General features: G+C 72.9%; 25 protein-coding genes and 1 pseudogene. 16 read left to right on the top strand and 10 right to left on the bottom strand.

Going from position 1 to position 22021, the window contains the following annotated elements; genetic code table 11:
- Positions 1-8: 8 nt before the first annotated feature.
- From OG570_RS41765 to OG570_RS41815, 11 genes and pseudogenes are all read left to right on the top strand, one after another.
- The gene (locus tag OG570_RS41765; protein WP_326954273.1) at positions 9-428 is read left to right on the top strand and encodes an RrF2 family transcriptional regulator; all 420 of its coding nucleotides are present in this window, start codon (positions 9-11) and stop codon (positions 426-428) included.
- A 10-nt stretch (positions 429-438) separates the two neighbouring features.
- On the top strand, positions 439-867 hold the full coding sequence (locus tag OG570_RS41770; protein ID WP_326954274.1) for a cupin domain-containing protein: 429 nt from the start codon (positions 439-441) through the stop codon (positions 865-867).
- 3 nt (positions 868-870) lie between these two features.
- Positions 871-1572: a DsbA family protein gene (locus tag OG570_RS41775; protein ID WP_326954275.1), complete on the top strand. Its 702-nt coding sequence runs from the start codon at positions 871-873 to the stop codon at positions 1570-1572.
- Between the two features lie 137 nt (positions 1573-1709).
- Positions 1710-2681: an ABC transporter substrate-binding protein gene (locus tag OG570_RS41780; protein WP_326954276.1), complete on the top strand. Its 972-nt coding sequence runs from the start codon at positions 1710-1712 to the stop codon at positions 2679-2681.
- Positions 2678-3508 carry an ABC transporter permease subunit gene (locus tag OG570_RS41785; protein ID WP_326954277.1) on the top strand — a complete coding sequence of 277 codons (831 nt, stop codon included), beginning with the start codon at positions 2678-2680 and terminating at the stop codon, positions 3506-3508. Before OG570_RS41780 ends, OG570_RS41785 begins: the two co-directional genes overlap by 4 nt.
- A gap of 10 nt (positions 3509-3518) precedes the next feature.
- Positions 3519-4487, top strand: coding sequence for an NrtA/SsuA/CpmA family ABC transporter substrate-binding protein (locus OG570_RS41790; protein WP_326954278.1), 969 nt, complete (start codon positions 3519-3521; stop codon positions 4485-4487).
- The gene (locus tag OG570_RS41795; protein ID WP_326954279.1) at positions 4484-5203 is read left to right on the top strand and encodes an ABC transporter ATP-binding protein; all 720 of its coding nucleotides are present in this window, start codon (positions 4484-4486) and stop codon (positions 5201-5203) included. Before OG570_RS41790 ends, OG570_RS41795 begins: the two co-directional genes overlap by 4 nt.
- Entirely contained in the window at positions 5200-6690 is a 1491-nt protein-coding gene (locus tag OG570_RS41800) for an FAD-binding protein (protein ID WP_326954280.1), read from the top strand. The genes OG570_RS41795 and OG570_RS41800 overlap by 4 nt, the downstream gene beginning before the upstream one ends.
- Positions 6687-7040, top strand: coding sequence for a ferredoxin family protein (locus OG570_RS41805; protein WP_326948396.1), 354 nt, complete (start codon positions 6687-6689; stop codon positions 7038-7040). Before OG570_RS41800 ends, OG570_RS41805 begins: the two co-directional genes overlap by 4 nt.
- Positions 7037-7981: pseudogene (locus tag OG570_RS41810) on the top strand (LLM class flavin-dependent oxidoreductase); the annotation flags it as partial. The gene OG570_RS41805 and the pseudogene OG570_RS41810, both read left to right, overlap by 4 nt.
- 173 nt (positions 7982-8154) lie before the next feature.
- Positions 8155-10329, top strand: a complete 2175-nt coding sequence (locus OG570_RS41815; protein ID WP_326960303.1) for a molybdopterin-dependent oxidoreductase — start codon at positions 8155-8157, stop codon at positions 10327-10329.
- Here OG570_RS41815 and OG570_RS41820 read toward each other — a convergent pair.
- Positions 10316-10810, bottom strand: a complete 495-nt coding sequence (locus tag OG570_RS41820) for a winged helix-turn-helix domain-containing protein (protein WP_326954281.1) — start codon at positions 10808-10810, stop codon at positions 10316-10318. The two genes, OG570_RS41815 and OG570_RS41820, sit on opposite strands and share 14 nt — an antisense overlap.
- A 65-nt stretch (positions 10811-10875) precedes the next feature.
- On the bottom strand, positions 10876-11703 hold the full coding sequence (locus OG570_RS41825; RefSeq protein WP_326954282.1) for a TIGR03620 family F420-dependent LLM class oxidoreductase: 828 nt from the start codon (positions 11701-11703) through the stop codon (positions 10876-10878).
- Positions 11704-11795: 92 nt separating this feature from the next.
- Here OG570_RS41825 and OG570_RS41830 point away from each other — a divergent pair, with 92 nt between their 5' ends.
- Positions 11796-12668, top strand: a complete 873-nt coding sequence (locus OG570_RS41830; RefSeq protein WP_326954283.1) for a LysR family transcriptional regulator — start codon at positions 11796-11798, stop codon at positions 12666-12668.
- Between the two features lie 80 nt (positions 12669-12748).
- On the opposite strand, the gene OG570_RS41835 is transcribed toward OG570_RS41830, so the two are convergent.
- The 5 genes from OG570_RS41835 to OG570_RS41855 form a co-directional block, all read right to left on the bottom strand.
- Positions 12749-13948 (bottom strand): RNA polymerase sigma factor, encoded by a 1200-nt coding sequence (locus OG570_RS41835; protein ID WP_326954284.1) that lies wholly within the window; start codon positions 13946-13948, stop codon positions 12749-12751.
- A 6-nt stretch (positions 13949-13954) separates the two neighbouring features.
- A complete protein-coding gene (locus OG570_RS41840) occupies positions 13955-14308 on the bottom strand; it encodes a YciI family protein (protein WP_326954285.1) in 354 nt (117 codons plus the stop codon).
- A gap of 10 nt (positions 14309-14318) precedes the next feature.
- The gene (locus OG570_RS41845) at positions 14319-14789 is read right to left on the bottom strand and encodes a polyketide cyclase (RefSeq protein ID WP_326948388.1); all 471 of its coding nucleotides are present in this window, start codon (positions 14787-14789) and stop codon (positions 14319-14321) included.
- 20 nt (positions 14790-14809) lie between these two features.
- Complete coding sequence (locus OG570_RS41850; protein ID WP_326948387.1) at positions 14810-15214, bottom strand: DUF6069 family protein; 405 nt, start codon at positions 15212-15214, stop codon at positions 14810-14812.
- 96 nt (positions 15215-15310) lie between these two features.
- Positions 15311-15892, bottom strand: a complete 582-nt coding sequence (locus OG570_RS41855) for a TetR/AcrR family transcriptional regulator (protein WP_326948386.1) — start codon at positions 15890-15892, stop codon at positions 15311-15313.
- A gap of 78 nt (positions 15893-15970) precedes the next feature.
- Between OG570_RS41855 and OG570_RS41860 the strand changes: the two genes are divergently transcribed.
- Together OG570_RS41860 and OG570_RS41865 are read left to right on the top strand one after the other, a co-directional pair.
- Complete coding sequence (locus tag OG570_RS41860; RefSeq protein ID WP_326954286.1) at positions 15971-16876, top strand: aldo/keto reductase; 906 nt, start codon at positions 15971-15973, stop codon at positions 16874-16876.
- Between the two features lie 85 nt (positions 16877-16961).
- Positions 16962-17354 carry a hypothetical protein gene (locus OG570_RS41865; RefSeq protein ID WP_326948384.1) on the top strand — a complete coding sequence of 131 codons (393 nt, stop codon included), beginning with the start codon at positions 16962-16964 and terminating at the stop codon, positions 17352-17354.
- A gap of 30 nt (positions 17355-17384) precedes the next feature.
- On the opposite strand, the gene OG570_RS41870 is transcribed toward OG570_RS41865, so the two are convergent.
- Positions 17385-18041 carry a TetR/AcrR family transcriptional regulator gene (locus tag OG570_RS41870; protein WP_326954287.1) on the bottom strand — a complete coding sequence of 219 codons (657 nt, stop codon included), beginning with the start codon at positions 18039-18041 and terminating at the stop codon, positions 17385-17387.
- Between the two features lie 112 nt (positions 18042-18153).
- On the opposite strand from OG570_RS41870, the gene OG570_RS41875 reads away from it, so the two are divergent.
- Together OG570_RS41875 and OG570_RS41880 are read left to right on the top strand one after the other, a co-directional pair.
- Complete coding sequence (locus tag OG570_RS41875) at positions 18154-19488, top strand: MFS transporter (protein ID WP_326954288.1); 1335 nt, start codon at positions 18154-18156, stop codon at positions 19486-19488.
- Entirely contained in the window at positions 19485-20306 is an 822-nt protein-coding gene (locus OG570_RS41880; RefSeq protein ID WP_326954289.1) for an SGNH/GDSL hydrolase family protein, read from the top strand. The genes OG570_RS41875 and OG570_RS41880 overlap by 4 nt, the downstream gene beginning before the upstream one ends.
- Here OG570_RS41880 and OG570_RS41885 read toward each other — a convergent pair.
- Positions 20303-20767, bottom strand: coding sequence for a hypothetical protein (locus tag OG570_RS41885; protein WP_326948380.1), 465 nt, complete (start codon positions 20765-20767; stop codon positions 20303-20305). The two genes, OG570_RS41880 and OG570_RS41885, sit on opposite strands and share 4 nt — an antisense overlap.
- Complete coding sequence (locus OG570_RS41890) at positions 20764-22008, bottom strand: MFS transporter (RefSeq protein WP_326954290.1); 1245 nt, start codon at positions 22006-22008, stop codon at positions 20764-20766. The genes OG570_RS41885 and OG570_RS41890 overlap by 4 nt, the downstream gene beginning before the upstream one ends.
- Positions 22009-22021: the final 13 nt, after the last annotated feature.

Genomic DNA, 22021 nt, shown 5'->3' on the forward strand with positions numbered 1-22021 from the left:
TGGCGGGCATGCGCATCTCGGCCAGGGCGGACTACGCGATCAGGGTCCTGCTGGAGCTCGCCGCGGACACCACGCGGCCGATCACCTGCGAAGCCGTCGCCTCCACCCAGGACATCCCGGCGCGGTTCATCAAGGCCGTGCTGCGCGACCTGCGCCAAGCCGGGCTGGTCCGCAGCCAGCGCGGCTGCGAGGGCGGCTACTGGCTGGCCAGGGCCGCCGCGGAGATCACCGTGCGGGACGCCGTCGTCGCGGTCGACGGCGAGTTCCTGAGCGTCCGCGGCGAGCCGCGCCCGGCGCTGGCCTACCACGGGACGGCCGCCGGGCTCACGCCGTTCTGGTCCGGGCTCGAGTCCGGCCTGGCCGCCATCCTGCGCGCGACGACCATCGCCGACCTGCTCACCGACGCGGCCGCCGAAGCCGTCACCTGAAGGGATCCCGATGACCGACCTCTGGCACCAGCCCCTGCGCCGCATCCGCGGCGCGGACCTCACCGGCGACACCGACCAGACCACCGGGATGAAGCGCCTGGAGGCGATCTCCGGCAAGACCGTCGGGTCGCAGAAGGTCTGGATGGGCGAGACGCACGTCGCGCCGGTGACCAACTCCGGCGACCACCACCACGGCGAAGCCGAGACGGCGATCTACGTCAAGTCCGGCCACCCGGTGTTCGTCTTCGCCGACGGTGACGAGGAAATCCGCCTGGAGACCGGGCCCGGCGACTACATCTTCGTGCCGCCGTACGTGCCGCACCGCGAGGAGAACCCGACCGACGAAGAGGCGGTCGTGATCATCGCGCGCAGCAGCCAGGAAGGCATCGTGGTCAACCTGCCGAGTCTCTGGTCCCCGGTCGACGTCCCCACGGATTGACCCGTGGCGCTCGAAGTCGTCGAGTACACCGACCCCGCCTGCCCGTGGGCGTGGGGTTCGGAGCCGAAGTTCCGCTGGCTGCGCGGAAACCTCCCCGGCGCCCGGTGGCGCCGGGTGTTCGGCATCCTCTTCGACGACGACGAGGACCCGGCGCCGGATCCGGCCGCCGAAGCCGCCTGGTACGCGACGTTCATCGACGGCGTCACCGAGCACACCGGCGCTCCGAAGGCACCGCACCTGGCTTGGGTGGCGCGGACGAGCTGGCCGGCTTCCCTGGCCGCGAAAGCCGCGGAGGCCCAAGGGGAAACCGTCGCCGACGACGTCCTGAGCCGGCTGCGCGAGACGACGTTCATCCTCGGCACCCCGGCCGACGACACCGATCGCGTGCTCGCCGCCGTCGACGGCGTCCCGGGCCTCGACCTGGCGGCGTTGCACGCGGCCATGCTGAGCGACGCCGTCCGCCGGGCGGTGCGCGAAGACTGGCGCGAAACCCGGAACCCGTGCCCGGAGGTCCTCGACATCACCGCGCCCGGACCGCACAGCGGCCGCGCGAAGCACCTCGAGCACAACGTCCGCTACGCCCTGCCGACGCTGACCTTCACCGGCCCCGGCGGCCGGTTCGTCGTGCCCGGCTGGCGTCCGCTGCGGGAGTACGCCGACGCCGTGCGCGCGGCGGGCGGCGGCACGCTCGACTGTCCACTGTAGAGCTTTCCCGGCTCGTGGGAACCCGCCCGGGAGCGTTGACTCTCCCCGGCCGCCGAGCAGAATAGACACATGCCGGTGACCATTTGGTCCGCGCCACCGGCTTTTCCTCCGGCGACACCGTTTTGGGGAGTTCCCGCATGCCTTCGAAACCCCGGCTCGCGCTGCTACTGCTGGCCGCCCTGCTCGGCCTCGCCACGCTCACCGCGTGCGGATCGTCCACATCGGACGCTTCCGGTGAGGTGGTGCTGCGCGTCGGCGACCAGACCGGCGCCACGCAGTCCCGGCTGAAGGCCGCCGGCCTGCTCGACAACCTGCCGTACAAGATCGAGTGGTCGCAGTTCGCCGCGGCCGTCAACCTGCACGAGGCCCTGCGCGCCGACGCGATCGACATCGGCGGCGCCAACGACTCCCCCACCGTCACCGCGATCGCCGGCGGCTCGAAGATCAAGGTCGCCGCGGCCTGGAGCAACGGCGGCAGGGGCACCTACATCCTGGTGCCGAAGGACAGCCCGATCCGCACCCTCGCCGACCTCAAGGGCAAGCGGGTCTCCCCGACCACCCGCGGCAGCGTCGCGCACTACCTCGTGATCGGCGCGCTCAAGCAGGCCGGGCTGAGCGACAAGGACGTCACGCTGAACTTCCTCGCCCCGACCGAGGCGAACTCCGCCTTCGCGACCGGCAGCATCGACGCCTGGGCCACCTGGAGCGTCTACGCCGCCCGCGCCCGCGGCGAGCTCGGCGCGCGCGTGCTCAGCGACGGCGCGGGCATCAACAGCGGCCTCAACGTCCTGTCCGCCACCGACACCGCGCTGGCCGACCCGCGCAAGCGCACCGCGATCCAGGACTTCGCGAGCCGCGTCGACAAGGGCTACGCCTGGTCCAAGGACAACCCGGACGCGTTCGACAAGTGGTACGCCGGCTTCGCGCACCAGCCCCTGGCCGTCGCCACCCAGGTACGCCCGGACGAGACGACCTACCAGCGCATCCCGGTCGACGCCGCGCTCGCCGGCCAGCTGCAGAAGACCTACGACACCTGGGTCCAGCAGGGGTTGTTCCCGAGTGGCAAGGACTTGAGCAAGTACATCGACTCCGGGATCGATCCGCGGTGACGCGCGCCGTGGTCGTCCCGTCGGCGGCGCTCCCGGCGAGCACGCGCGCCCGAAGCCGCGGGTTCCCGTACCGCGCCGCGTCGTGGCTGACGCCGGTCGCCGTGCTCGCGCTCTGGGAACTGCTGGCGCGGCTGGGCGTCCTGCCGAAGCAGGTGCTCCCGGCGCCGAGCAGCGTCCTGGCCAAGGCCGGCGACCTGCTCGCCGACGGCGAGCTCACGACGAACCTGCTGGCCAGCCTGCAGCGCTCGGCCACCGGGTTCGCCATCGGAGCGAGCACCGGCGTCGCGCTCGGGCTGCTCGTCGGACTGTCCAAAGTGGCCGAAGCGCTGCTCGACCGCAGCATCCAGATGGTGCGCGCGGTGCCGTTCCTGGCGATCCTGCCGCTGGTGATCGTCTGGTTCGGGATCGGCGAGGCCGGGAAGATCTTCCTGATCTCGCTGGGCTCCGCCGTCCCGCTCTACCTGACGACCGTGCTCGGCATCCGCCAGATCGACCCGAAGCTGCTGGAGATGACCGACGTCGTCGGCCTCGGCCGCACGGCGCGGATCCGCTGGGTGGTCCTGCCCGGCGCGCTGCCCTCGATCCTGGGCGGGCTGCGGCTGTCGCTCACCGCGGCCTGGCTCGCCCTGGTCATCGCCGAAACCCTCGGCGCCGACGCCGGGCTCGGGTTCATGGCCACCAACGCCCGGGAGTTCCTGCAGACCGACGTGATCGTCCTCGTCGTGATCATCTACGCCGTGATCGGGATCCTCTGCGACCTCGTCACCCGGCTGCTCGAACGCCGCCTGCTGCGCTGGCACCCCACCTACGCCCGCCTGACCGCCTGAGGAATCCGCCATGACGCTTTCCCGACGCACCTTCCTGACCGCGGCCGGCCTGGCCGCCGTAGCCGCTCCGCTCGCCGCGTGCGCCACCGGCTCGGCCGGCGGCGCCACCCAGGGCAAGGTCCGGCTGACCTACAGCACGATCTCGCTGCCCAAGGCCCGCGGCGTGCTGGAGAAGATGCTCAAGGACCAGGGCCTCACGGTCGAGTGGGTCGGGCCGTTCCCCAACCACGCGCCGACGCTGCAGGCCGTCGTCGGCGGCACCGCGGACTTCAGCTTCGGCGGCAGCACCACCCCCGCCGACCAGGCGATCCTCTCCGGCGCCGACCTCGTCTACGTCGCCTGGGCGGCGTCCACCCCGCGCACCACGGCGATCGTCGCCGGGGCGAACACGGGGATCCGGAAGGTCACGGACCTCGTCGGCAAGACCGTCGCGGTCAACAAAGCCGGGCTCGGCGAGTTCCTTCTTGTTGCCGCGCTGGAGAAGTACAAGGTGCCGCGCGAATCCGTGAAGGTCACCTACCTCAACCCACCCGAGGCGTCCGCCGCGTTCGGCGCCGGGAAGATCGACGCCTGGGCCATCTGGCAGGGCTTCCGCGAGATCGCCGAGGTGCAGTACGGCGCCAAGGCCATCTTCGTCGACGGCGACGAGCTGGACTTCCAGATCGACTTCACCAGCTACCTCGTCCGCCGCGAGTACGCCGAGCAGAACGCCGACACCATCCGCAAGGTGATCAAGGCGTTCCAAGCCGACCAGGACTGGCAGAACCAGAACTACAAGCAGTCCCTGGACATCGGCAACGCCGTCTCCCACTACCCGCAGGCGGTGCTGGACAAGATGGCGTCGCACAACGTCCAGACGAAGCTGAAGTTCGTCGACGACGACGGCATCGCGCAGCTGCAGCGCGGCGCGGACTGGCTGACCCAGCGCAAGATCCTCACCGGCCCGATCACCGTCGCCGACCACTCGGCGAAGCTGTGAGCACCGCCGTGCGCGTGCGCGCGCTGACCAAGAGCTTCGGCGACCGGACCGTCCTCAACGGACTCGACCTCGACATCGCGCCCGGCGAGTTCGTCGCGCTGATCGGCGAAAGCGGCTGCGGCAAGACGACGTTGCTACGGCTGCTGGCCGGGCTCGACGAGCCCGACGGCGGCGACCTGGCCGCCCCGCCCGAGCGGGCGGTGGTGTTCCAGGAGCACCGGCTGCTGCCGTGGCGGCCGGTGTGGCAGAACGTCGCGGTCGGCCTCCCCCGCGCCGGGGCGCGCGACGCCGCGACCCGGGCGCTGGCCGAGGTCGGCCTGACCGGCCACGCCGACGCCTGGCCCGCGACGCTGTCCGGCGGTGAGGCCCAGCGCGTCGCCCTCGCCAGGGCGCTGGTCCGCGAGCCGCGCCTGCTGCTGCTCGACGAGCCGTTCGCCGCCCTCGACGCGCTGACCCGGATCAAGATGCACGCCCTGGTCCGGCGGCTGGTCGAGCACCACCGCCCGGCCGTCCTGCTGGTCACCCACGACGTCGACGAGGCGATCCTGCTCGCCGACCGCGTCGTCGCGCTGCGCGAAGGCCGGCTCGCCGCCGAACACCGCGTCGCCTTCGACGGCGAACGCACCCGCCGCAACCCCGAGTTCGAGCAGCTGCGCTACCGGCTGCTCGCCGAACTCGGCGTCGCCGCCGACGCCGAGCTGGCGGAGTCGCGATGAGCGGCGACCTCGATCTCGCCGCCGACGTGCTCGTCGTCGGCGGGGGCCTCGCCGCGACCTGGACCGCCTTGGCCGCGGCCCAGGCCGGCGGGGCCGTCGTCCTCGCGGACAAGGGCTACTGCGGCACCAGCGGCGTCACCGCCACGGCCGGGGTGACGCACTGGTTCGTGCCGCCGGAGCGCCACGAAGAAGCGGTCGCGCAACGGCACGCGCACGCCGGCGGGCTCGCGGATCCCGAGCAGGCGCTGCGCGTCCTGCGCACCACCTGGGAGCGGCTGCCCACGTTGGACAAGTACTACCCGTTCCCGGTCCGCGACGGGCAGCCCGACCGCACCAACAACGTGCGCGGCCCGGAGTACCTGCGCGCGATGCGCGGGCTGATCCACCGGGCGGGCGTCCGGATCCTCGACCACCACCCGGCGCTGGAACTGCTGCTGCGCCCGGACGGCTCGGCGGGCGGCGCGGCCGGGGTACGCCGTCAGGCCGGGGGCAGCTGGCGCGTCCGCGCGGGCGCGGTGGTGCTGGCCACCGGCGGGACGGCGTTCCGCTCGAACCTGCTCGGCTCGCGCGGCAACACCGGCGACGGGCACCTGATGGCCGTCGAGGCCGGGGCGCGCCTGTCGGGCCTGGAGTTCTCGAACTACTACACCCTCGCCCCGGCGTACTCGACGATGGCGCGGTCGATGTCGTACCTCTTCGGGACCTACACCGACGTCGACGGCGCCGAGATCGCGCTGCCGCCGGGCCCGGACCGCAACCGCGTCCTCGGCGCGGCCCTGCTGCGCGGGCCGGTGTTCACGACGCTGGACCGGACGCCGGAGTGGGTGCGCCGGAAGATGCCGGTGGTGCAGCCGAACTTCCTGCTGCCCTTCGCCCGGCGCGGCATCGACCCCTACACCGACCGGTTCGAGGTCACGCTGCTCGGCGAGGGCACGATCCGCGGCGTAGGCGGCCTGGTCGTCACCGGCCCGGACTGCACCACCGACGTGCCCGGGCTGTTCGCCGCGGGTGACGTCGCGAGCCGGGTGCCGGTGGTCGGCGCGATCTCCGGCGGCGGCTCGCCGAACTCCGCGTGGGCCGTGTCTTCGGGCACCTGGGCCGGGCGCGCCGCGGTCCGCCACGCCCGGTCGGCGGGCTCCGCGCCACTGCACGCGGTGGGCCGCGCGGGGATCCGCCCGAGCGGCCGGACGGCCACCGTGGACACCGCCGGCGTGGTCGACGTCGTGCGCGAGGAGCTGAACGCCTACGACAAGAACATGTTCCGGGACGCGCCGGGTCTCCGTGCCTCTCTGTCCACATTGGATCCCTTGTGGACGATCGTCGAGGGCGGCCTGACCGGAACCGGCCGCGACGCCGTCACGGCCCGCGAAACCGCGTCGCTGGTGGCCATGGGCCGCTGGGTCAAGAAGGCGGCCCTGCGCCGGCCCGAGACCCGGGGCATGCACTGGCGCACCGACGACCCCGCCTGGAAGGAGGCCGTCGCGTGATCGAACTGGTCCTCGCCGACCGGTGCATCGAGTGCGACAAGTGCGTGCAGGTCTGCCCGACCGACGTCTTCGACGCCGTCCCCGACGCACCACCCGTCATCGCCCGCCAATCCGACTGCCAGACGTGCTTCCTGTGCGAGCTGTACTGCCCGGTCGACGCGCTGTTCGTCGACCCCGACTGCCGGACGCCGGTGTCGGCGGACGAAGAAGCCGTCCGGGGCACGGACTGGCCCGCCCAGTACCGGCGCGACTCCGGCTGGGGCCGGGCGCGCCGCACCCACCCGAACGAGAGCTGGCGGATGGGCGACATCTTCGCCACCGCCCGCGCCCTAGGACAGGAGACCCCGTGAGCGTCGAATTCATCGGATACGCCGCCGGCCGCCAGGCCAGCGAGATCGTCGCGCCCGAGGGCCCGATCATCCAGCCCGGCTACCTGCGCGAGGTCGCCCGCGCCCACGAGGCCGCCGGCTTCGACCGCGTGCTGATCGCCCAGTCCGCCAGCAGCCCGGACGGGTTCGTGCTCGCCGACCAGGTGCTGGCCGCCACCGATCGGCTCGGCGTGCTGCTCGCCCACCGGCCCGGCTTCGTCGCGCCCACCCAGCTGGCGCGCAAGTTCGCCACGCTCGACGCGTTCCACCCCGGCCGGATCGCCCTGCACGTGATCACCGGCGGCGACGACGCCGACCAGGCCCGCGACGGCGACTTCACCGACAAGCCCACCCGCTACCGCCGCACCGACGACTTCCTGTCCGTGGTGCGCAAGACGTGGGACTCGGCCGAGCCGTTCGACCACGAAGGCGAGTTCTACCAGGTCCGCGGCGCGCGTTCGGACGTCCGCCCGGACGGCGGCATCCCGGTCTACTTCGGCGGCGCGTCGGGCGACGCCATCCGCGTCGGCGCGAAGCACGCCGACGTCTACGCCTTCTGGGGCGAGCCCCTGGCCGGGATCGCCCAGCGCATCGAAGAGGTGCGGACCGCCGCCGCGCCGCACGGGCGCACCCCGGCGTTCAGCGTCAGCCTCCGCCCGATCCCGGCGGCGACCGAAGCCGAGGCCTGGGACCGGGCCCGCGACATCCTGCGGCTCACCCAGGACCGCGTCAGCGAGTTCAAGGGCGTCCGCGACTCCACCGCCGCCGTCGGCTCGCAGCGGCTGCTCGAAGCCGCGGCGACCGGCGAGGTCCACGACGAGCGGCTGTGGACGGCGGTGGCCAAGACGACCGGCGCGGCCGGGAACTCCACCGCGCTGGTCGGCAGCTACGAGCAGGTCGCGGACTCGCTGCTGGACTACCTCCGGCTCGGTGTCGGCACGCTGCTGATCCGCGGGTTCTCGCCACTGGCCGACGCGCGGGACTACGGCACGCTCGTGCGGTTGGTCCGCGAGCGCGCCGACGCCGTTACCGTCGGGGCACGAGGCCGAGCACGTCGCACTGGGGTGCGTTCTCCGCCGACGTCGAGAACGGCCGGCTGCGGGTGGTCCCGCACCCGGCCGACCCGGCGCCGTCACCGCTGCTGGGCAACCTGGCCGCGGCGCTGGACCACCCGACCCGCGTCGCCCGGCCCGCGGTGCGCCGCGGCTGGCTGGAGGACGGTCCCGGACCCGATGAGCGGCGCGGCCGCGACGAGTTCGTCGAGGTGCCGTGGGACGAGGTCCTCGACCGGCTCGCCGCCGAGCTCGACCGCGTCCGGGGCGAGCACGGCAGCCAGGCGCTCTTCGGCGGCTCGTACGGCTGGGCCAGCGCCGGGCGGTTCCACCACGCGCAGAGCCAGCTGCACCGGTTCCTCACCACGATCGGCGGCTACACGTCGTCCCGCGAGAGCTACAGCAACGGGACGTCGACGGTGCTGCTGCCGCACGTCGTCGGTGACGCGCACGCCGTGCTGCGCCAGGCGTCGAGCTGGCCGACGATCGCCGAGCACACCGAGCTGATCGTGGCCTTCGGCGGTGTGCCGGAGAAGAACGTGTTCGTCACGCCCGGCGGCGTCACCGAGCACGGGACGCCCGGGCACCTCGCCCGGCTGGGCGCCCGGGTCGCGCTCGTGAGCCCGCTGCGTGACGACCTGCCGTCCACAGTGGACGCCGGCTGGTACCCGATCCGGCCGGCGACCGACACGGCGTTGATGCTGGGTCTCGCGCACACGTTGGTCGTCGAAGGCTTGCACGACCGCGACTTCCTGGCCCGGTACTGCGTCGGGTACGCGTCCTTCGAACGGTACCTGCTGGACACCGGCAAGGACGCGCGGTGGGCGAGCGGGATCACCGGGATCCCCGCCGCCGACATCGTCGCGCTCGCCCGGGAGATGGCCGCGCACCGGACGCTGGTCACGGTGACGTGGTCGCTGCAGCGCATCGAACACGGCGAGCAGCCGGTGTGGGCGGGGATCACCCTGGCCGCGATGCTCGGGCAGATCGGCCTGCCGGGCGGCGGGTTCGGCCACGGTTACGGCTCGATGGGCGACGTCGGCGACACCGGCCCGGAGGTCCGGACGCCGTACCTGCCCCGAGGCGTCAACCCGGTGAAGGAGTTCATCCCGGTCGCCCGGATCGCGGACCTGCTGCTGCACCCAGGCGCGGCCTACGACTACAACGGCGAGGTCCGGCGGTACCCGGACACCCGGCTGGTCTACTGGGCGGGCGGCAACCCGTTCCACCACCACCAGGACCTCAACCGGCTGCGGCGCGCGTTCGCCCGGCCGGACACGGTGGTGGTGCACGAACCGTTCTGGACGGCCACCGCGCGGCACGCCGACGTCGTCCTCCCGGTCACGACGACGCTGGAGCGCGAGGACCTGGGGTCCGGGCGCCGGGACACGCACCTGATCGCGATGCACCGGATCGCCGAGCCCGCCGGGCAGGCGCGTGACGACTACGCGATCTTCGCGGGTCTCGCCGCCCGGCTCGGCGTCGCCGCTTCCTTCACCGAAGGGCGCTCGCCGCGGGAATGGCTGGAACACCTCTACGAGGCTTGGCGCCCTGCGGGTGTCCCTTCGTTCGCCGAGTTCTGGGCGGCCGGCGAACTACGGCTCCCGCCGGGGCCGACGCACCACACGCTGCTGGCGGACTTCCGCGCCGACCCGCTCGCCCACCCGCTGAAGACCCCCAGCGGCCGGATCGAGATCACGTCGGCCGTCGTGGCGGGGTTCGGGTACGACGACTGCCCCGGGCACCCGGTCTGGTTGCCGCCGACGGAGTCCGGGCCGCTGCACCTGATCGCGAACCAGCCGCGCACGCGCCTGCACAGCCAGCTCGACGGCGGCGACGTCAGCCGCGCGGGCAAGGTAGCGGGCCGCGAGGCGATCCGCCTCAACCCGTCCGACGCCGAGGCGCGGGGCATCGCCACGGGCGACGTGGTCCGGGTGTACAACACGCGCGGCGCGTGCCTGGCGGGCGCGGTCCTGGACGACGCCCTGCGCCCGGGCGTGGTCCAGCTCCCGACAGGAGCGTGGTTCGACCCGGTCGAGAACCACCCCACGGGCCCGCTGTGCGCCCACGGCAACCCGAATGTCCTGACGGCGGACATCCCGTCGTCCCGGCTGTCACAGGGCTGCGCGGGCCAGCACGCGGCGGTGGAGGTCCAGCGGTTCGAAGGTGCGGTCCCGGAGGTCACGGCGCTGCAGCCACCACACTTCACACCACGATGACCTCCGCGGAGCTGTCGAAGCGGTAGCCGACCCCGCGGACCGTCGTGATCGGGGCCGGCTCCGGCTCGAACTTGTGGCGCAGCTTGCGGACGTGGACGTCCACCGTGCGCTCGCCGCCGTGGTGGGGCGCGCCCCAGACCTCCGTCAGCAGCGTTCGGCGGCTGAACACCACGTCCGGGTGGCGGCCCAGGAACAGCAACAGCTCGAACTCCAGCCGCGTCAGCTCCAGCGCGGTCCCCCGGACCAGCACCCGCCGCGAGCCCGCCTCGATCCGGACGGCCGGGCGGCGCGTCGCCAGGTCCACCACCTGTGCGTCCGGGCGCTCGTCGAACCGGACACCGAGGGTGTCCTCAAAGGACTCCAGCAGCCGCGCGGTGAGGCCGGCCGCGTGCCCCGGGTCGATGCGGATCCGGACGGCCACGGTCAGCTCGACCGCCGGCCGGGCTTCGTCGGTCCGGACTTCGTCCGTCCACGCTGTCATGCGGGCATTCTGGACACCCGCCCCCGCGTCCGGCCAGCACGTCCAGGGAGCGGAACACGAGCGGATCAGGCCAACACGGCCTCGGCGACCCCGCGCAGGGTGCCGATCGGGTCGTCGCCGAGGGGGTAGATGCCGACGTGGTCCGCGCCCGCGTCCAGGTGCGCCTGCACGCCGGCGACGATCGTGGCGGGCCCGCCGTGCAGGACGAGCGCGTCGATCAGGCGGTCACTGCCGTGGCCGGCGAAGTCGTCGTCGGTGAAGCCGAGCCGCCGGAGGTTGGCGACGTAGTTGGTGACCACCAGCGCCGTCCCCGGCGGGGCGGAGCGGGCAGTCGCGCGGGCGCGGTCGACGTCGTCGTCCAGCAGCACGAAGTGCCCGGGCAGCACCAGCTTCCCCGCGCCGAGGGCGGCCCGGGCCCGCCGGGTGTGCTCGGTGGTGATCATGCACGGGACGGTCCCGGCGGTGCGCTCGCCGGCCAGCCGCAGCATCTTCGGGCCGAGGGCGGCCAGCACCACCCGGTCGGCCGGCACGCCGGCCGCGGTCAAGGTGTCCACATAGGACGCCAGCTTTTCGTACGGCGACGCGTATCCGGTGTCGACCTCGCGGTGCCCGATCCCGACGCCGAGCAGGAACCGGTCGGGGTGCTTGGCGACGATCCGGTGGTAGGACGCGGCGACGGTCGCCGCGTCGGCGGTCCAGACGTTCACCACGCTCGTCCCGACGGCCAGCCGGGTGGTCGCGTCGAGCAGCTCCTCCACCAGTTTCAGGTCGGCCGGCGGCGACGCGTCCAGCCACAGCGTGCCGTAACCGGCCGCCTCGAGTTCGGCGGCCCGTTCCGGGGACACCTCGTGCTCGCGCAGGTGGGCGCCGAGCAAACCCAGGTCGATACTCATGGGACGACTTCAGCACCGCGCCCCGCGGCGAACCAGGTCCAGTGCGCACGCGCAGCGATAAGGTGGCCTTATCGTCGCAGGTGGGAGGACCAGTGGAACTGAGGGCGTTGCGGCACTTCGTCACCGTCGCCGACGAGCTGCACTTCGGCCGGGCCGCCGAGCGGCTGCACATCGCGCAGCCCGCGGTCAGCCAGCAGATCGCCCGGCTGGAACGCGAGCTGGGCGTCCGGCTGTTCGACCGCTCGCCGCGCCGGGTCCAGCTCACCGCGGCCGGCCGCCGCGTGCTCGACGCGGCGCGGGCCGCCCTCGCGGCCGCCGACCAGGTCCGGCTCGCCGCCACGACGGCCGCGGGCACGATGCGGATCGGCACGGCCGCCGGGTTCACCACGCGACTGGAACGCGGCATCGACGCGTTGCGCGAAGCCGGCTCGCCGTTCGACGTCGTGCTCGTCGACCTGCCGCTCGACGCCCGCCTGAACGCGCTGCGGCAGGGTGAACTGGACGTCGCGCTGGCCCGGGGCGTGCTCTCGGCCCCCGGGCTCAAGGTGCTGCCGACCTGGACGGAACCGCTGTTCGCGGTCGTGTCCCGGCAGCACCCGGCCGCGGACCGGACGGTCGTCGGCATCACCGAACTGGCCGAGAGCGTCCTGCGGCTCCCCTCGCGACAGCACGACCCGCCGCTGCACGACGCCCTCACCGCCGCGCTGCGCGAGGCCGGCGTGAGCCCCCGGCTCGGCCGGCCGGTGGGCACGACCCAGGACACGATCGTCGAAGTCGGCTCCGACCCGGGCAGCTGGGCGGTGCTACCCGCCGGGCAGGTCGCCGAGATCGGCTCGACCCGCGTCAGCGCGATCCCGCTCAAGCCGGCCATGACGATCACCGGCAGCGTCGTCATCCCCGCCGACCTCCCGACCGAGTGCGCCGCAGCCCACGTCGAGGCCTTCCGCGACGCGGTGACGACCTGACGCCCTTCGCGTCATCGCCGTCCGGGTGACCTATGTCCTGAAGGGCACCCTCAGGGACCACACGTCCCTGAGGGTGCCCTTCAGGACATCCGGACCCCGGCCGCGCGCGCTCGGCGCGTCTGCAGGAAGGTTCGTTCCGTTTCGTTGGTGGCCAAGGAGATCGCCGCGTCGTAGGCGGTGATCGCCTCCGGTGTGCGGCCCAGGCGGGTGAGCAGGTCCGCGCGGGTGGCCGGCAGCAGGTGGTAGCCCGGCAGGTCCAGCTCCTCGATCGTGGCCAGGGCCAGTGCCGGGCCGTGGACCTCGGCGACGGCGACCGCGCGGTTGAGCGCCACGATCGGCGTCGGCGTGTGCTGCAGCAGCTGGTCGTAGAGGGCCAGCACCTGCGTCCAGTCGGTGGCCAGGCCGTCCGTGTGCACGGCGTTGATCGCGGCCTGGATCTGGTACGGGCCCGGCTGGTTACGACGCAGGCACCGGCGCACCAGGTCGTGCCCCTCGGCGATCAGCTCGTGGTTCCACCGCGAGCGGTCCTGCTCCGCGAGCACCACCAGCTCCCCCGCCGGCCCCACCCGCGCCGGCCGGCGGGCTTCGGTGAGCAGGAGCAGCGCCAGCAGCCCGATCACCTCGGGCTCGTCCGGCATCAGGTCGGCGAGCGCCCGCGTCAGCCGGACGGCCTCCAGGCACAGGTCCGTCCGCAGCAGCTCCCCCGACGTCGAGGTGTACCCCTCGTTGAACACCAGGTACAGCACGGTGAGCACCGAGCCCAGCCGCTCGGGCAGCTCGGCGGCGCCGGGTACCCGGTACGGGATGCCGGCGTCGCGGATCTTCTTCTTCGCCCGGACGATCCGCTGCGCGACGGTCGCCTCCGGCACCAGGTAGGCCCGCGCGATCTCCGCCACCTCCAGCCCGCCGAGCAGGCGCAGCGTGAGCGCGGTCCGCGCGAGCGGCGACACCGCCGGGTGGCAGCAGGTGAAGATCAGGCGGAGCTGGTCGTCGCGCACGGGTCCGGCCTCCTCCGGCTCGTCGGGCTGGTGCAGCAGCAGGGCCTGCGCGTGGCGGGCCTCCCGGGTGGATTCCCGGCGCAGGCGGTCGATCGCGCGGTGGCGGGCGGTGGTCACGATCCACGCACCGGGGTTGGCCGGCGGCGCCTCGGCCCACTTCACGGCGGCGACGGCGAACGCGTCCTGGACGGCCTCCTCGGCGAGCCCGATGTCCCCGAGCAGCCGCGTCAGCGTGGCCACGCACCGGCCGTACTCGGCCCGGTAGACGCTGTCGAGGTCCATCCGCGCTCAGTCCTGCGAAAAGTCGTCGAACGGGCGCACCTCGATCGGCTGCCCGCAGGCGAGCGCGCACTTCCCGGCCCAGGCCAGCGCCTGGTCGAGGTCGGCGCACCGGATCACCCAGAACCCGCCGAGCTGTTCCTTCGTCTCGGCGAACGGGCCATCGGTGATCGTGGTCGTGCCGCCGCCGGGGCGGACGACGGTCGAGGCGTGCGAGGGCTTCAGCCCGCCGACGAACACCCACACCCCGGCGGCCTTCATGTCGTCGACGACCCGGCCCGTCCGCGCCATCTGCGTCCGGGTCTCTTCCTCGGTCTCCGGCACGCTTTCGTCGAGCTGGACGGCGAGCAGGTACTGCGTCATGGCGAAACTCCTAAACGGACACGCGGTGGGCGAGGTCGGCCAGGTGGTGCAGCGAGTCGATGAGGTGCGCGGGACCGAACGGCGGGAACCGGATGCCGCGCTCCCGGACGAACCGCGGCACCCCCGACCAGTCGTAGGTGAGCGTGACCTCGGTGCCGGTTGGGCCGCGCGGCGTCAGGTCGTAGCGCCAGATCCAGCCGCCGTACTCCACCTCGCCGTCGCCCTTGGCGGACCCGGTGAGCCAGCCGATGGCGCGCGGCGCGTCGAGCACCGCGACCTTGTTGACGACCTGATAGTCGCCGTCCGGGTGGCCGGAGTGGTGCATGTCCATCCGGAAGATCTGCCCCACCGCGGTCAACGGCGCCTGTTCGACGGGCTCCCGGACCCAGCCGGTGCCGTCGATCGCGGCGTGGGCCGCGGGGTCCGCCAGCACGGCGAACACCGTCGCGGCGGGCTCGGCGATCGTCAAGGTGGCACTCACGCTTTCGTGGTTCACGGCGGTCACGCCCGCGCGGCGGGGGTGCGGCGGGCGACGGCCGGGATGACGATCGCGGCGGCGACCACGTGGGCCAGCATCAGCAGCACCTTCGTGCTCGCCGGCGCGTCCGCGAGCACGTCCGGGACCAGCGACAGCGCGGTGAGCGCGAGCGTGGTGCGGAGGAACACCGCGCGCGGGTGGCGCACCGTGCGGGCCAGCACCAGGGCGAGCAGCACGCCCACCGTGGAGAAGACGGCGGTCAGCACGGCGAACCCGGTCACCGGGATCGGCGCACCGGCGACCACGGCGCCGATGCCGGCGAACTCGGCCGCCGCGGCCAGGAGCGACGTCGCCGCGGTGGCGGCGGCCACGGCGGTCAGACCGCCGGTGAGCAGGGACTTCGCGGGAGTGACGGTGATGACGGACATCGCGGGCCTCCGGTGTGGGGGCGACCGGCCCGGTGCCGGTCTCTCACTGGGGCGACGAACGACCGCGGCCCCATTCGACATCGCCGCGAAAGAAATCTACTTCGGGCGCAGGGCGTCGACGACGAGGTCGAGCAGCCGCCCGATCCGCTCCGGGTCGCGGTCCTCCACCGTGGACAGGAAGATCCCGAGCACGATCAGCGTGAAGTCTTCGGGGTCGGCGTCGGCGCGGAAGACGCCGGCCGCCGCCCCGGCGGTGAGGATCGTGCCGATCGCGCCGGTGATGCGCTTGCGCGTCACCGGGGTGGCGATGCGCCCGGACGCCACCCCGGCGCGGAAGACGTCGCCCATGCCGCGCTTGGTCTGGAAGAAGGCGGCGTAGCGGTCCAGCCAGGCGCGCAGGGCGGCCTCGGGCGGGAGCTTGCCGAGCAGCGCCGGGGCGCTGGTGGCGACGTCGTCGAGCTCGGCGGCGTAGACGGCTTCGACGAGGGCTTCGCGGGTCGGGAAGTGCCGGTAGAGCGTGCCGATCCCGACGCCGGCCTCGCGGGCGATCGCTTCGAGCGCGACGGGGCCGTCGGCGCCGGCGAAAGCGGCCTGCGCGACGGCGACGAGCTTCTCGCGGTTGCGGCGCGCGTCGGAGCGGACCGGGCGGTCGGCGGCGGCCGGATCGGGTGACGACAAAACGGAGGCACCTCCGGTTGTGCTACGGTCGACTTAACGGAGGTTCCTCCGCTTCGCCATCATCGCACGACTGACGGGATGCCCATGCCCCCCATCGCCACCACCGCTCCGCTCGCCGGCCGCACCGTCAACCGCGTCGGGTACGGGGCGATGCAGCTCGAACGCCTGCACGACGACCGCGACGCGGCCGTCACGCTCCTGCGCCACGCGATCGACCTCGGCGTGAACCACCTCGACACCGCCGAGTTCTACGGCAACGCCTTCGTCAACGGCGTCATCCGCGACGCGCTCCGGCCCGGGGACGACGTGCTGGTCGTCAGCAAGGTCGGCGCCGACCCCAACCCCGGCGGGCCGATCCGGCTCCGCCCCGCGCAGCGCCCCCACGAGCTGCGCGCGAGCGTCGAGGACAACCTCAGGACCCTCGGCACCGAACAGATCGGCGTCGTCAACCTGCGCCGCCTGGACACCCGGCCCGGCCTGAAGGCCGAAGGCGACCAGCTGGTCGACCTCGACGACCAGCTCGAGGTCATGACGGCGCTGCGCGACGAAGGCAAGATCGGCGCGATCGGGCTCAGCAGCGTCACCCTGGAGATCCTGCGCCGGGCGCTCCCCGCGGGCATCGCCTGCGTGCAGAACGCGTACAGCTTGGTGAGCCGCGAGGACGAGGACATGCTCGAGCTCTGCCTCGCCGAGGACATCGCCTGGGTGCCGTTCTTCCCGCTCGGCGGCGCGTTCCCGGGCCTGCCGAAGGTGACCGACGAGCCGGCCGTGCACACCGTCGCGGAGTCCCTCGGCGCCACGGCGTCGCAGATCGGGCTGGCCTGGCTGCTGCACCACGCGCCGAACGTCCACCTCATCCCCGGCACCGCGACGGCCGGGCACCTCGAGGAGAACGTCGCCGCCGGTTCGATCGGGTTCGACGACGCGACGCTCGCCACCCTCGACGCCGTCCCGTCGCGCTCCCAGGACATGGCGCTCGGCTGAGCCGTCGGTATGTCCGGAGTGCCGGGCCCGACCGCGGCGTGAGATGCTCCTCTCGCTGGAAGGTCTTAGGCGAGAGGCGGAGCGGGTGACCACCTGGACCGATGTGATCAACTTTGTCCGGACACGGTACGAAGTCCTGGAGGAGCAAGGCGACTGGCTGCGGTTCCGCCTCGCCGGGCCGCAGGACCGGACGCAGCAGGCGACGGTGCACCACCTGCCCGAGCTGGACGGCGGCGCGTGGGTCGAGATCTCCTCACCGGTCGGCTGGGCCGACAAGATCGACCTGCGGCAGCTGCTGGAGCTGGCCGGGGCCGCGGCCGCCGGCGGCGCGGCGGTCGTGGACGGGGTCGCGCTGCTCAAGCACACGCTGCCCCTGGAGGACCTCAGCATCGAGCTCGAGTTCGAGCGTCCCCTCAAGACGCTCGTCGCCCGGGCGGACGCCTTCGAGCACGAGCTGACCAAAGCGGACGAGTTCTGATCCCGCGCGGGCAGGCGGCCGTGGCCGGGGTCAGCCGGCCAGGCCGCCGATCAGGAGGTCCACGACGCTGCGCGCCAGTGCGTGGATCTCCTCGGCCGGCTGGCCCTCGATCCGGCGGAACCACGTGTCGACCGCGTTGAGGTTGCTCAGCAGGGTCCGCGTGGCCAGCGACGCGTCGACCGCACGCAGGGAGCCGTCGGCGAGGCCGGCCTCCACCACCTTCCGGAACAGCTGCTCGTAGTCGCTGCGCAGCTGGTTCAGCTCCTGCAGCGCCTCGACCTGGCGCGCCTTCAGCGCGGTCGCCACCTGGCCGCGTACCGCCTGGTGGACGACGTGGTGGTAGGCCAGGTCCTGCATCAGGTTCACCACGTGCGCCTCCGACATCGCCACGAGCCGGTCGCGACCCGTGCCGTCGCCGTGGGCGAGCACCTCGATCCGCTCGCGCACGCGCCCCATCGCCTCCTCGTAGACGGCGAGGAAGATGTCGAACTTCGACCGGAAGTGGTAGTACACCAGGCCTTTGGTCGCACCCACGTCGCGCGCGATGTCGTCGATCGTGGCGTTGGCGAACCCGGTCGCCATGAAGGCCTCCGCCGCGGCGTCGAGGATCCTGCTCCGCGCACCGGGTTCGACGTCGGGGCTCGCGCTCACCTGGTCGTCCTCCTCGTTCTTCAGGTGTCCCATCATCCCATGTCCGGCTCGGGCTGTTGACACCAACACGCGCCGAACCCTACCGTGATACTCCGTAGTATTGCAGGTCAGACGGTATCAGCGTGAGAAGTCACCTGAAAGGCGTCCAATGACGAACGCACGAGACCTCCTGCACGAACTCGCCACCAAGAAGGCCGTGACCCGGCTGCTGCCGGTGCTCGGCCTCGCCTACTTCATGTCTTATGTGGACCGGACGAACGTCGCGCTCGCCAAGACCTCGCTCGCGGCCGACATCGGCCTCAGCGCGGCCGCCTACGGGCTCGGCGCCGGCCTGTTCTTCATCAGCTACGCGCTGCTCGAGGTGCCCAGCAACCTGATCCTCTACCGCGTCGGCGCGCGCCTGTGGATCACGCGCATCGCGATCACCTGGGGCATCGTCTCCGCCGCGATGATGTTCGTGGGCGACGACGTCTCGTTCTACATCCTGCGGTTGCTGCTCGGCGCCGCCGAGGCGGGCCTGTTCCCGGCGATGATGTACATGGTCACGCAGTGGTTCTCGCAGAAGCACCGCGTCACGATCGTCGGCCTGATCTACGTCGCGCCCTGCGTCGCGGTCATCATCGGCTCCCCCGTCGGCGGCGCGCTGATGGAACTGCAGGGTGTCGCCGGGCTGCGCGGCTGGCAGTGGATGTTCCTCGTCGAAGGCCTGGTCACCGTCCTCATCGGCGTCGTCGTCTGGTTCGCGCTGCCCAGCCGGCCCACCGACGCGAAGTGGCTCACGGCGGAGGAAGCGGCCATGCTCTCGGAGCGGGCCGTCGGCGACACCGCGGCGTCGCCGACGCGCGTGCGCGGGAACCTGCGCCGGGCGTTCGGCCACCCGACCGTGCTGCTGCTCGGCGCGATCTACCTGATCAACCAGTCGATCGGCGGCGGGATCGGCTTCAACTTCCCCGCCTACATCCAGTCGCTCGGCCTGCAGAGCCCGTTCCTGATCGGCCTCGTGGCGGGCAGCGGCGGCATCTCGGGGCTGGCCGGGGTGCTGTTCTTCCCCTGGTTCAAGCGCCGGTACGGCCACGAGGTGACGCTCATCGGAATCTGCGCCGGCGCCGTGCTGCTGGTCCTCGTGGGCTTCCTGGTGTCGCGGAACCCGGTGTGGAGCATCAGCTTGCTCTTCATCTCGAACTTCTTCGCCTTCGGCACGCTGCCGCTGTTCTGGTCGGTCGCGATGTCACGCCTGTCCGGCCTGATGGCCGCGGCCGGGCTCGCGTTCATCAACATGCTCGGGATCACCGGCGGCTTCGTCGGGCCGTACGTCTACGGCCTCATCGAAGGCTCCACGGACAGCCTCGTCGCGCCCTACTACGTGTTCGCCGCCGCGGCCTGCGTCGCCGTCGCCCTGGTGCCGGTGCTGGGCATGTCGATCCGGCGCGCCGCGGTGCAGGACCAGGCCGTCACGGCGAGCGAAGGGCAGCCGGTCCAGTGAGGTACGTGCTGGTGCTGGTGCTGCTGGCCTGCCTGGCCGCCGCACCGGCGGAGGCGAGCGGGCGGATCCGGTACGTCGCGCTCGGCGACTCGTCGGCCGCGGGCCCGCTGATCCCGGACCAGATCGACGCGACGTGCTTGCGCTCCGACCGGAACTGGCCGCACGTCCTGGCCGGCCGGCTGGGCGCGACGCTCACCGACGTGACGTGCTCCGGTGCGACGACCGCCGACCTCACCGGGCGGCAGGCCGGGATCGTCGCACCGCAGTTCGACGCGCTGCGCCGGGACACCGACCTCGTCACGCTCGCGATCGCCGCCAACGACATCGTCCTCAGCTCGGCGTTCGTGACGTGCGCGAGCCCGGACGGGCCCGTCGTCCCGTCGTGCCGGGACCAGTACACCACCGGCGGCGTCGACCAGTTCCAGGCGCGGATCGCCGCCACCGCACCGAAAGTGGCCGCCGCGCTGGCCGAGATCCACCGCCGCTCCCCCGCCGCCCGCGTGGTGGTCGTCGGCTACCTGACCTACTGGCAACCGGGTGGCTGCTACCCGGCCGACCCTTACACCGCCGCCGACGCGAACTACATCCAGGCCACGTTCGACCGCCTGATGGTGATGCTGGCCGGCCAGGCAGCCCGCACCAAGGCGTCCTATGTGGACATCCGGAACCCGAGTGCCCGGCACGGTTTGTGCGCGGCACCCGCGACCCGGTGGCTGGAAGGCGCGGTGCCGGCGTCCCCGGCGTACCCGTACCACCCGAACGCCGCGGGCATGGCCGCGGCGGCCGCGATCATCGCGGCCGCCGGGGTCGCCCGCTAGGAGGTGAGCAGGCCGCGGATCCGGTCGTACTCCGCGGCCATCTCGGGGGTGGCCAGCATGTCGTCCAGATCGGCGGACACCTGGAAGTCGACGTCCTCGATCGAGCGGATCGCCAGTTCGTAGAGCTCGCCGCGCCGGCCGCCCTGGAGGTAGCTGTTCCAGTGCATCAGGGCGGTCAGCGCGGCGACGATCCCGCGGTCGAGGTCGTCGTCGACCAGGATCCCCGCGTCGATCCGCTCGATCAGCGCCCCCAGCTCGCCGGCGTCGACGGTCAGGATCGACTCGCGGGCGGTGGCCAGCGCGGCCCAGGCGTCTTCGGAAAGTTCGTCCGGTACGGCGTCTTCCACGGCTTCTTCCCGGAGCAGCCGGGTGATCGTCGCGGCGCCGAACGCCGCGGCGCTCTCGTCGCTCGCCGCGATGACGAGGTTCAGGATCGCCGTTTCCAGTTCCGGGTATTTCACCCGCCGGACCCTATCCGGTCCCCTTCCGCGACCGCCGCCGGCCGGGCGGCCCGACGGCGCTCCACCGCCAAGCCCGCCACGGCCAGCGCGAACCCGATCGCGCTCACCACGACGCCGGCCCATGCCGTCGCGCGGTAGCCCAGGCCGACCGCGATGACCACGCTGCCCAGCGCCGCGCCGATGCTGTTGGCCGCGTTGAACGCCGACTGGTTGAGCGCCGCCCCCATCAGCTGGGCGCCCGGCGCCACCGCGATCAGCCGCGCCTGCAGGACCGGGCCCAGGAACAGGATCGTCCCGCCGATCAGGAAGGCGCCGGTGAACAGCCCGAACGCCGAGCCGGCGGTCAGTCCGAAGTAGACGTTCGCGACGATCACCGCGCCGAAGCCCGCCACCATGGCCCGGTGCAGGTTCCGGTCGGCGGACCAGCCGCCCAGGACGTTGCCGACGGTCATGCCCAGCCCGACGGCGACCAGGACCCAGGCGACCGACCCGGACGACAGCCCGGTGACCGACGTCGTGATCGGCGCCAGGTAGCTGTCCACCGCGAAAAACCCGGCGATCCCGATCGACGCGGTCGCCACGACCAGCCACACCTGCGGCCGCCGCAACGCCCGCAGCTCGTCGGCCGGCGACCCGCCCGAGGCCGGCGCGTCCGGCACCGTGAGCGCCACGGCCAGCAGCGCGAGCAGGAACACCCCGGCGATGACCAGGTACGCCGTCCGCCAGCCGACGGCCTGCCCCAGCCGCGTGATCACCGGGACGCCCGCCACGTTGGCGACGGTCAGCCCGCTCAGCACCACCGCGAACCCCCGGCCCTCGCTGCCGGGCCCCATCAGCGACGCCGCCAGCAGCCCGGCCGCCCCGAAGTACGCGCCGTGCGGCAGCCCGGCGGCGAACCGGGCCGCCAGGACCAGCCCGAACGTCGAGGCCAGCGCGGACGCCGCGGTGCCGAGCACGAACAGCACCAGCAACCCGAGCACCAGGCGTTTGCGCCGCAGCCGCGCGGTGATCGTGGCGATCAGCGGCGCGCCGACGACCACGCCCAGCGCGTACGCGGTGATCATCCAGCCGGCGTGCGCGACGGCGTCCGGTTCGGACCGAGCGTATTCGTCCCCGAGCACGCTGCGCGCGATGTCCGGCAGCAACCCGGCCGGCACGAACTCGGTCAGCCCGATCGCGACCGAGCCGAGGGCCAGTGCGAGCAGCGCGGCCCAGCGGCGCCGGCGGGTGAGATCCTCCATTCCGGCGACTTTA

The sequence above is a fragment of the Amycolatopsis sp. NBC_01286 genome (assembly GCF_035982555.1).
In the GTDB taxonomy this organism is placed as follows: domain Bacteria; phylum Actinomycetota; class Actinomycetes; order Mycobacteriales; family Pseudonocardiaceae; genus Amycolatopsis.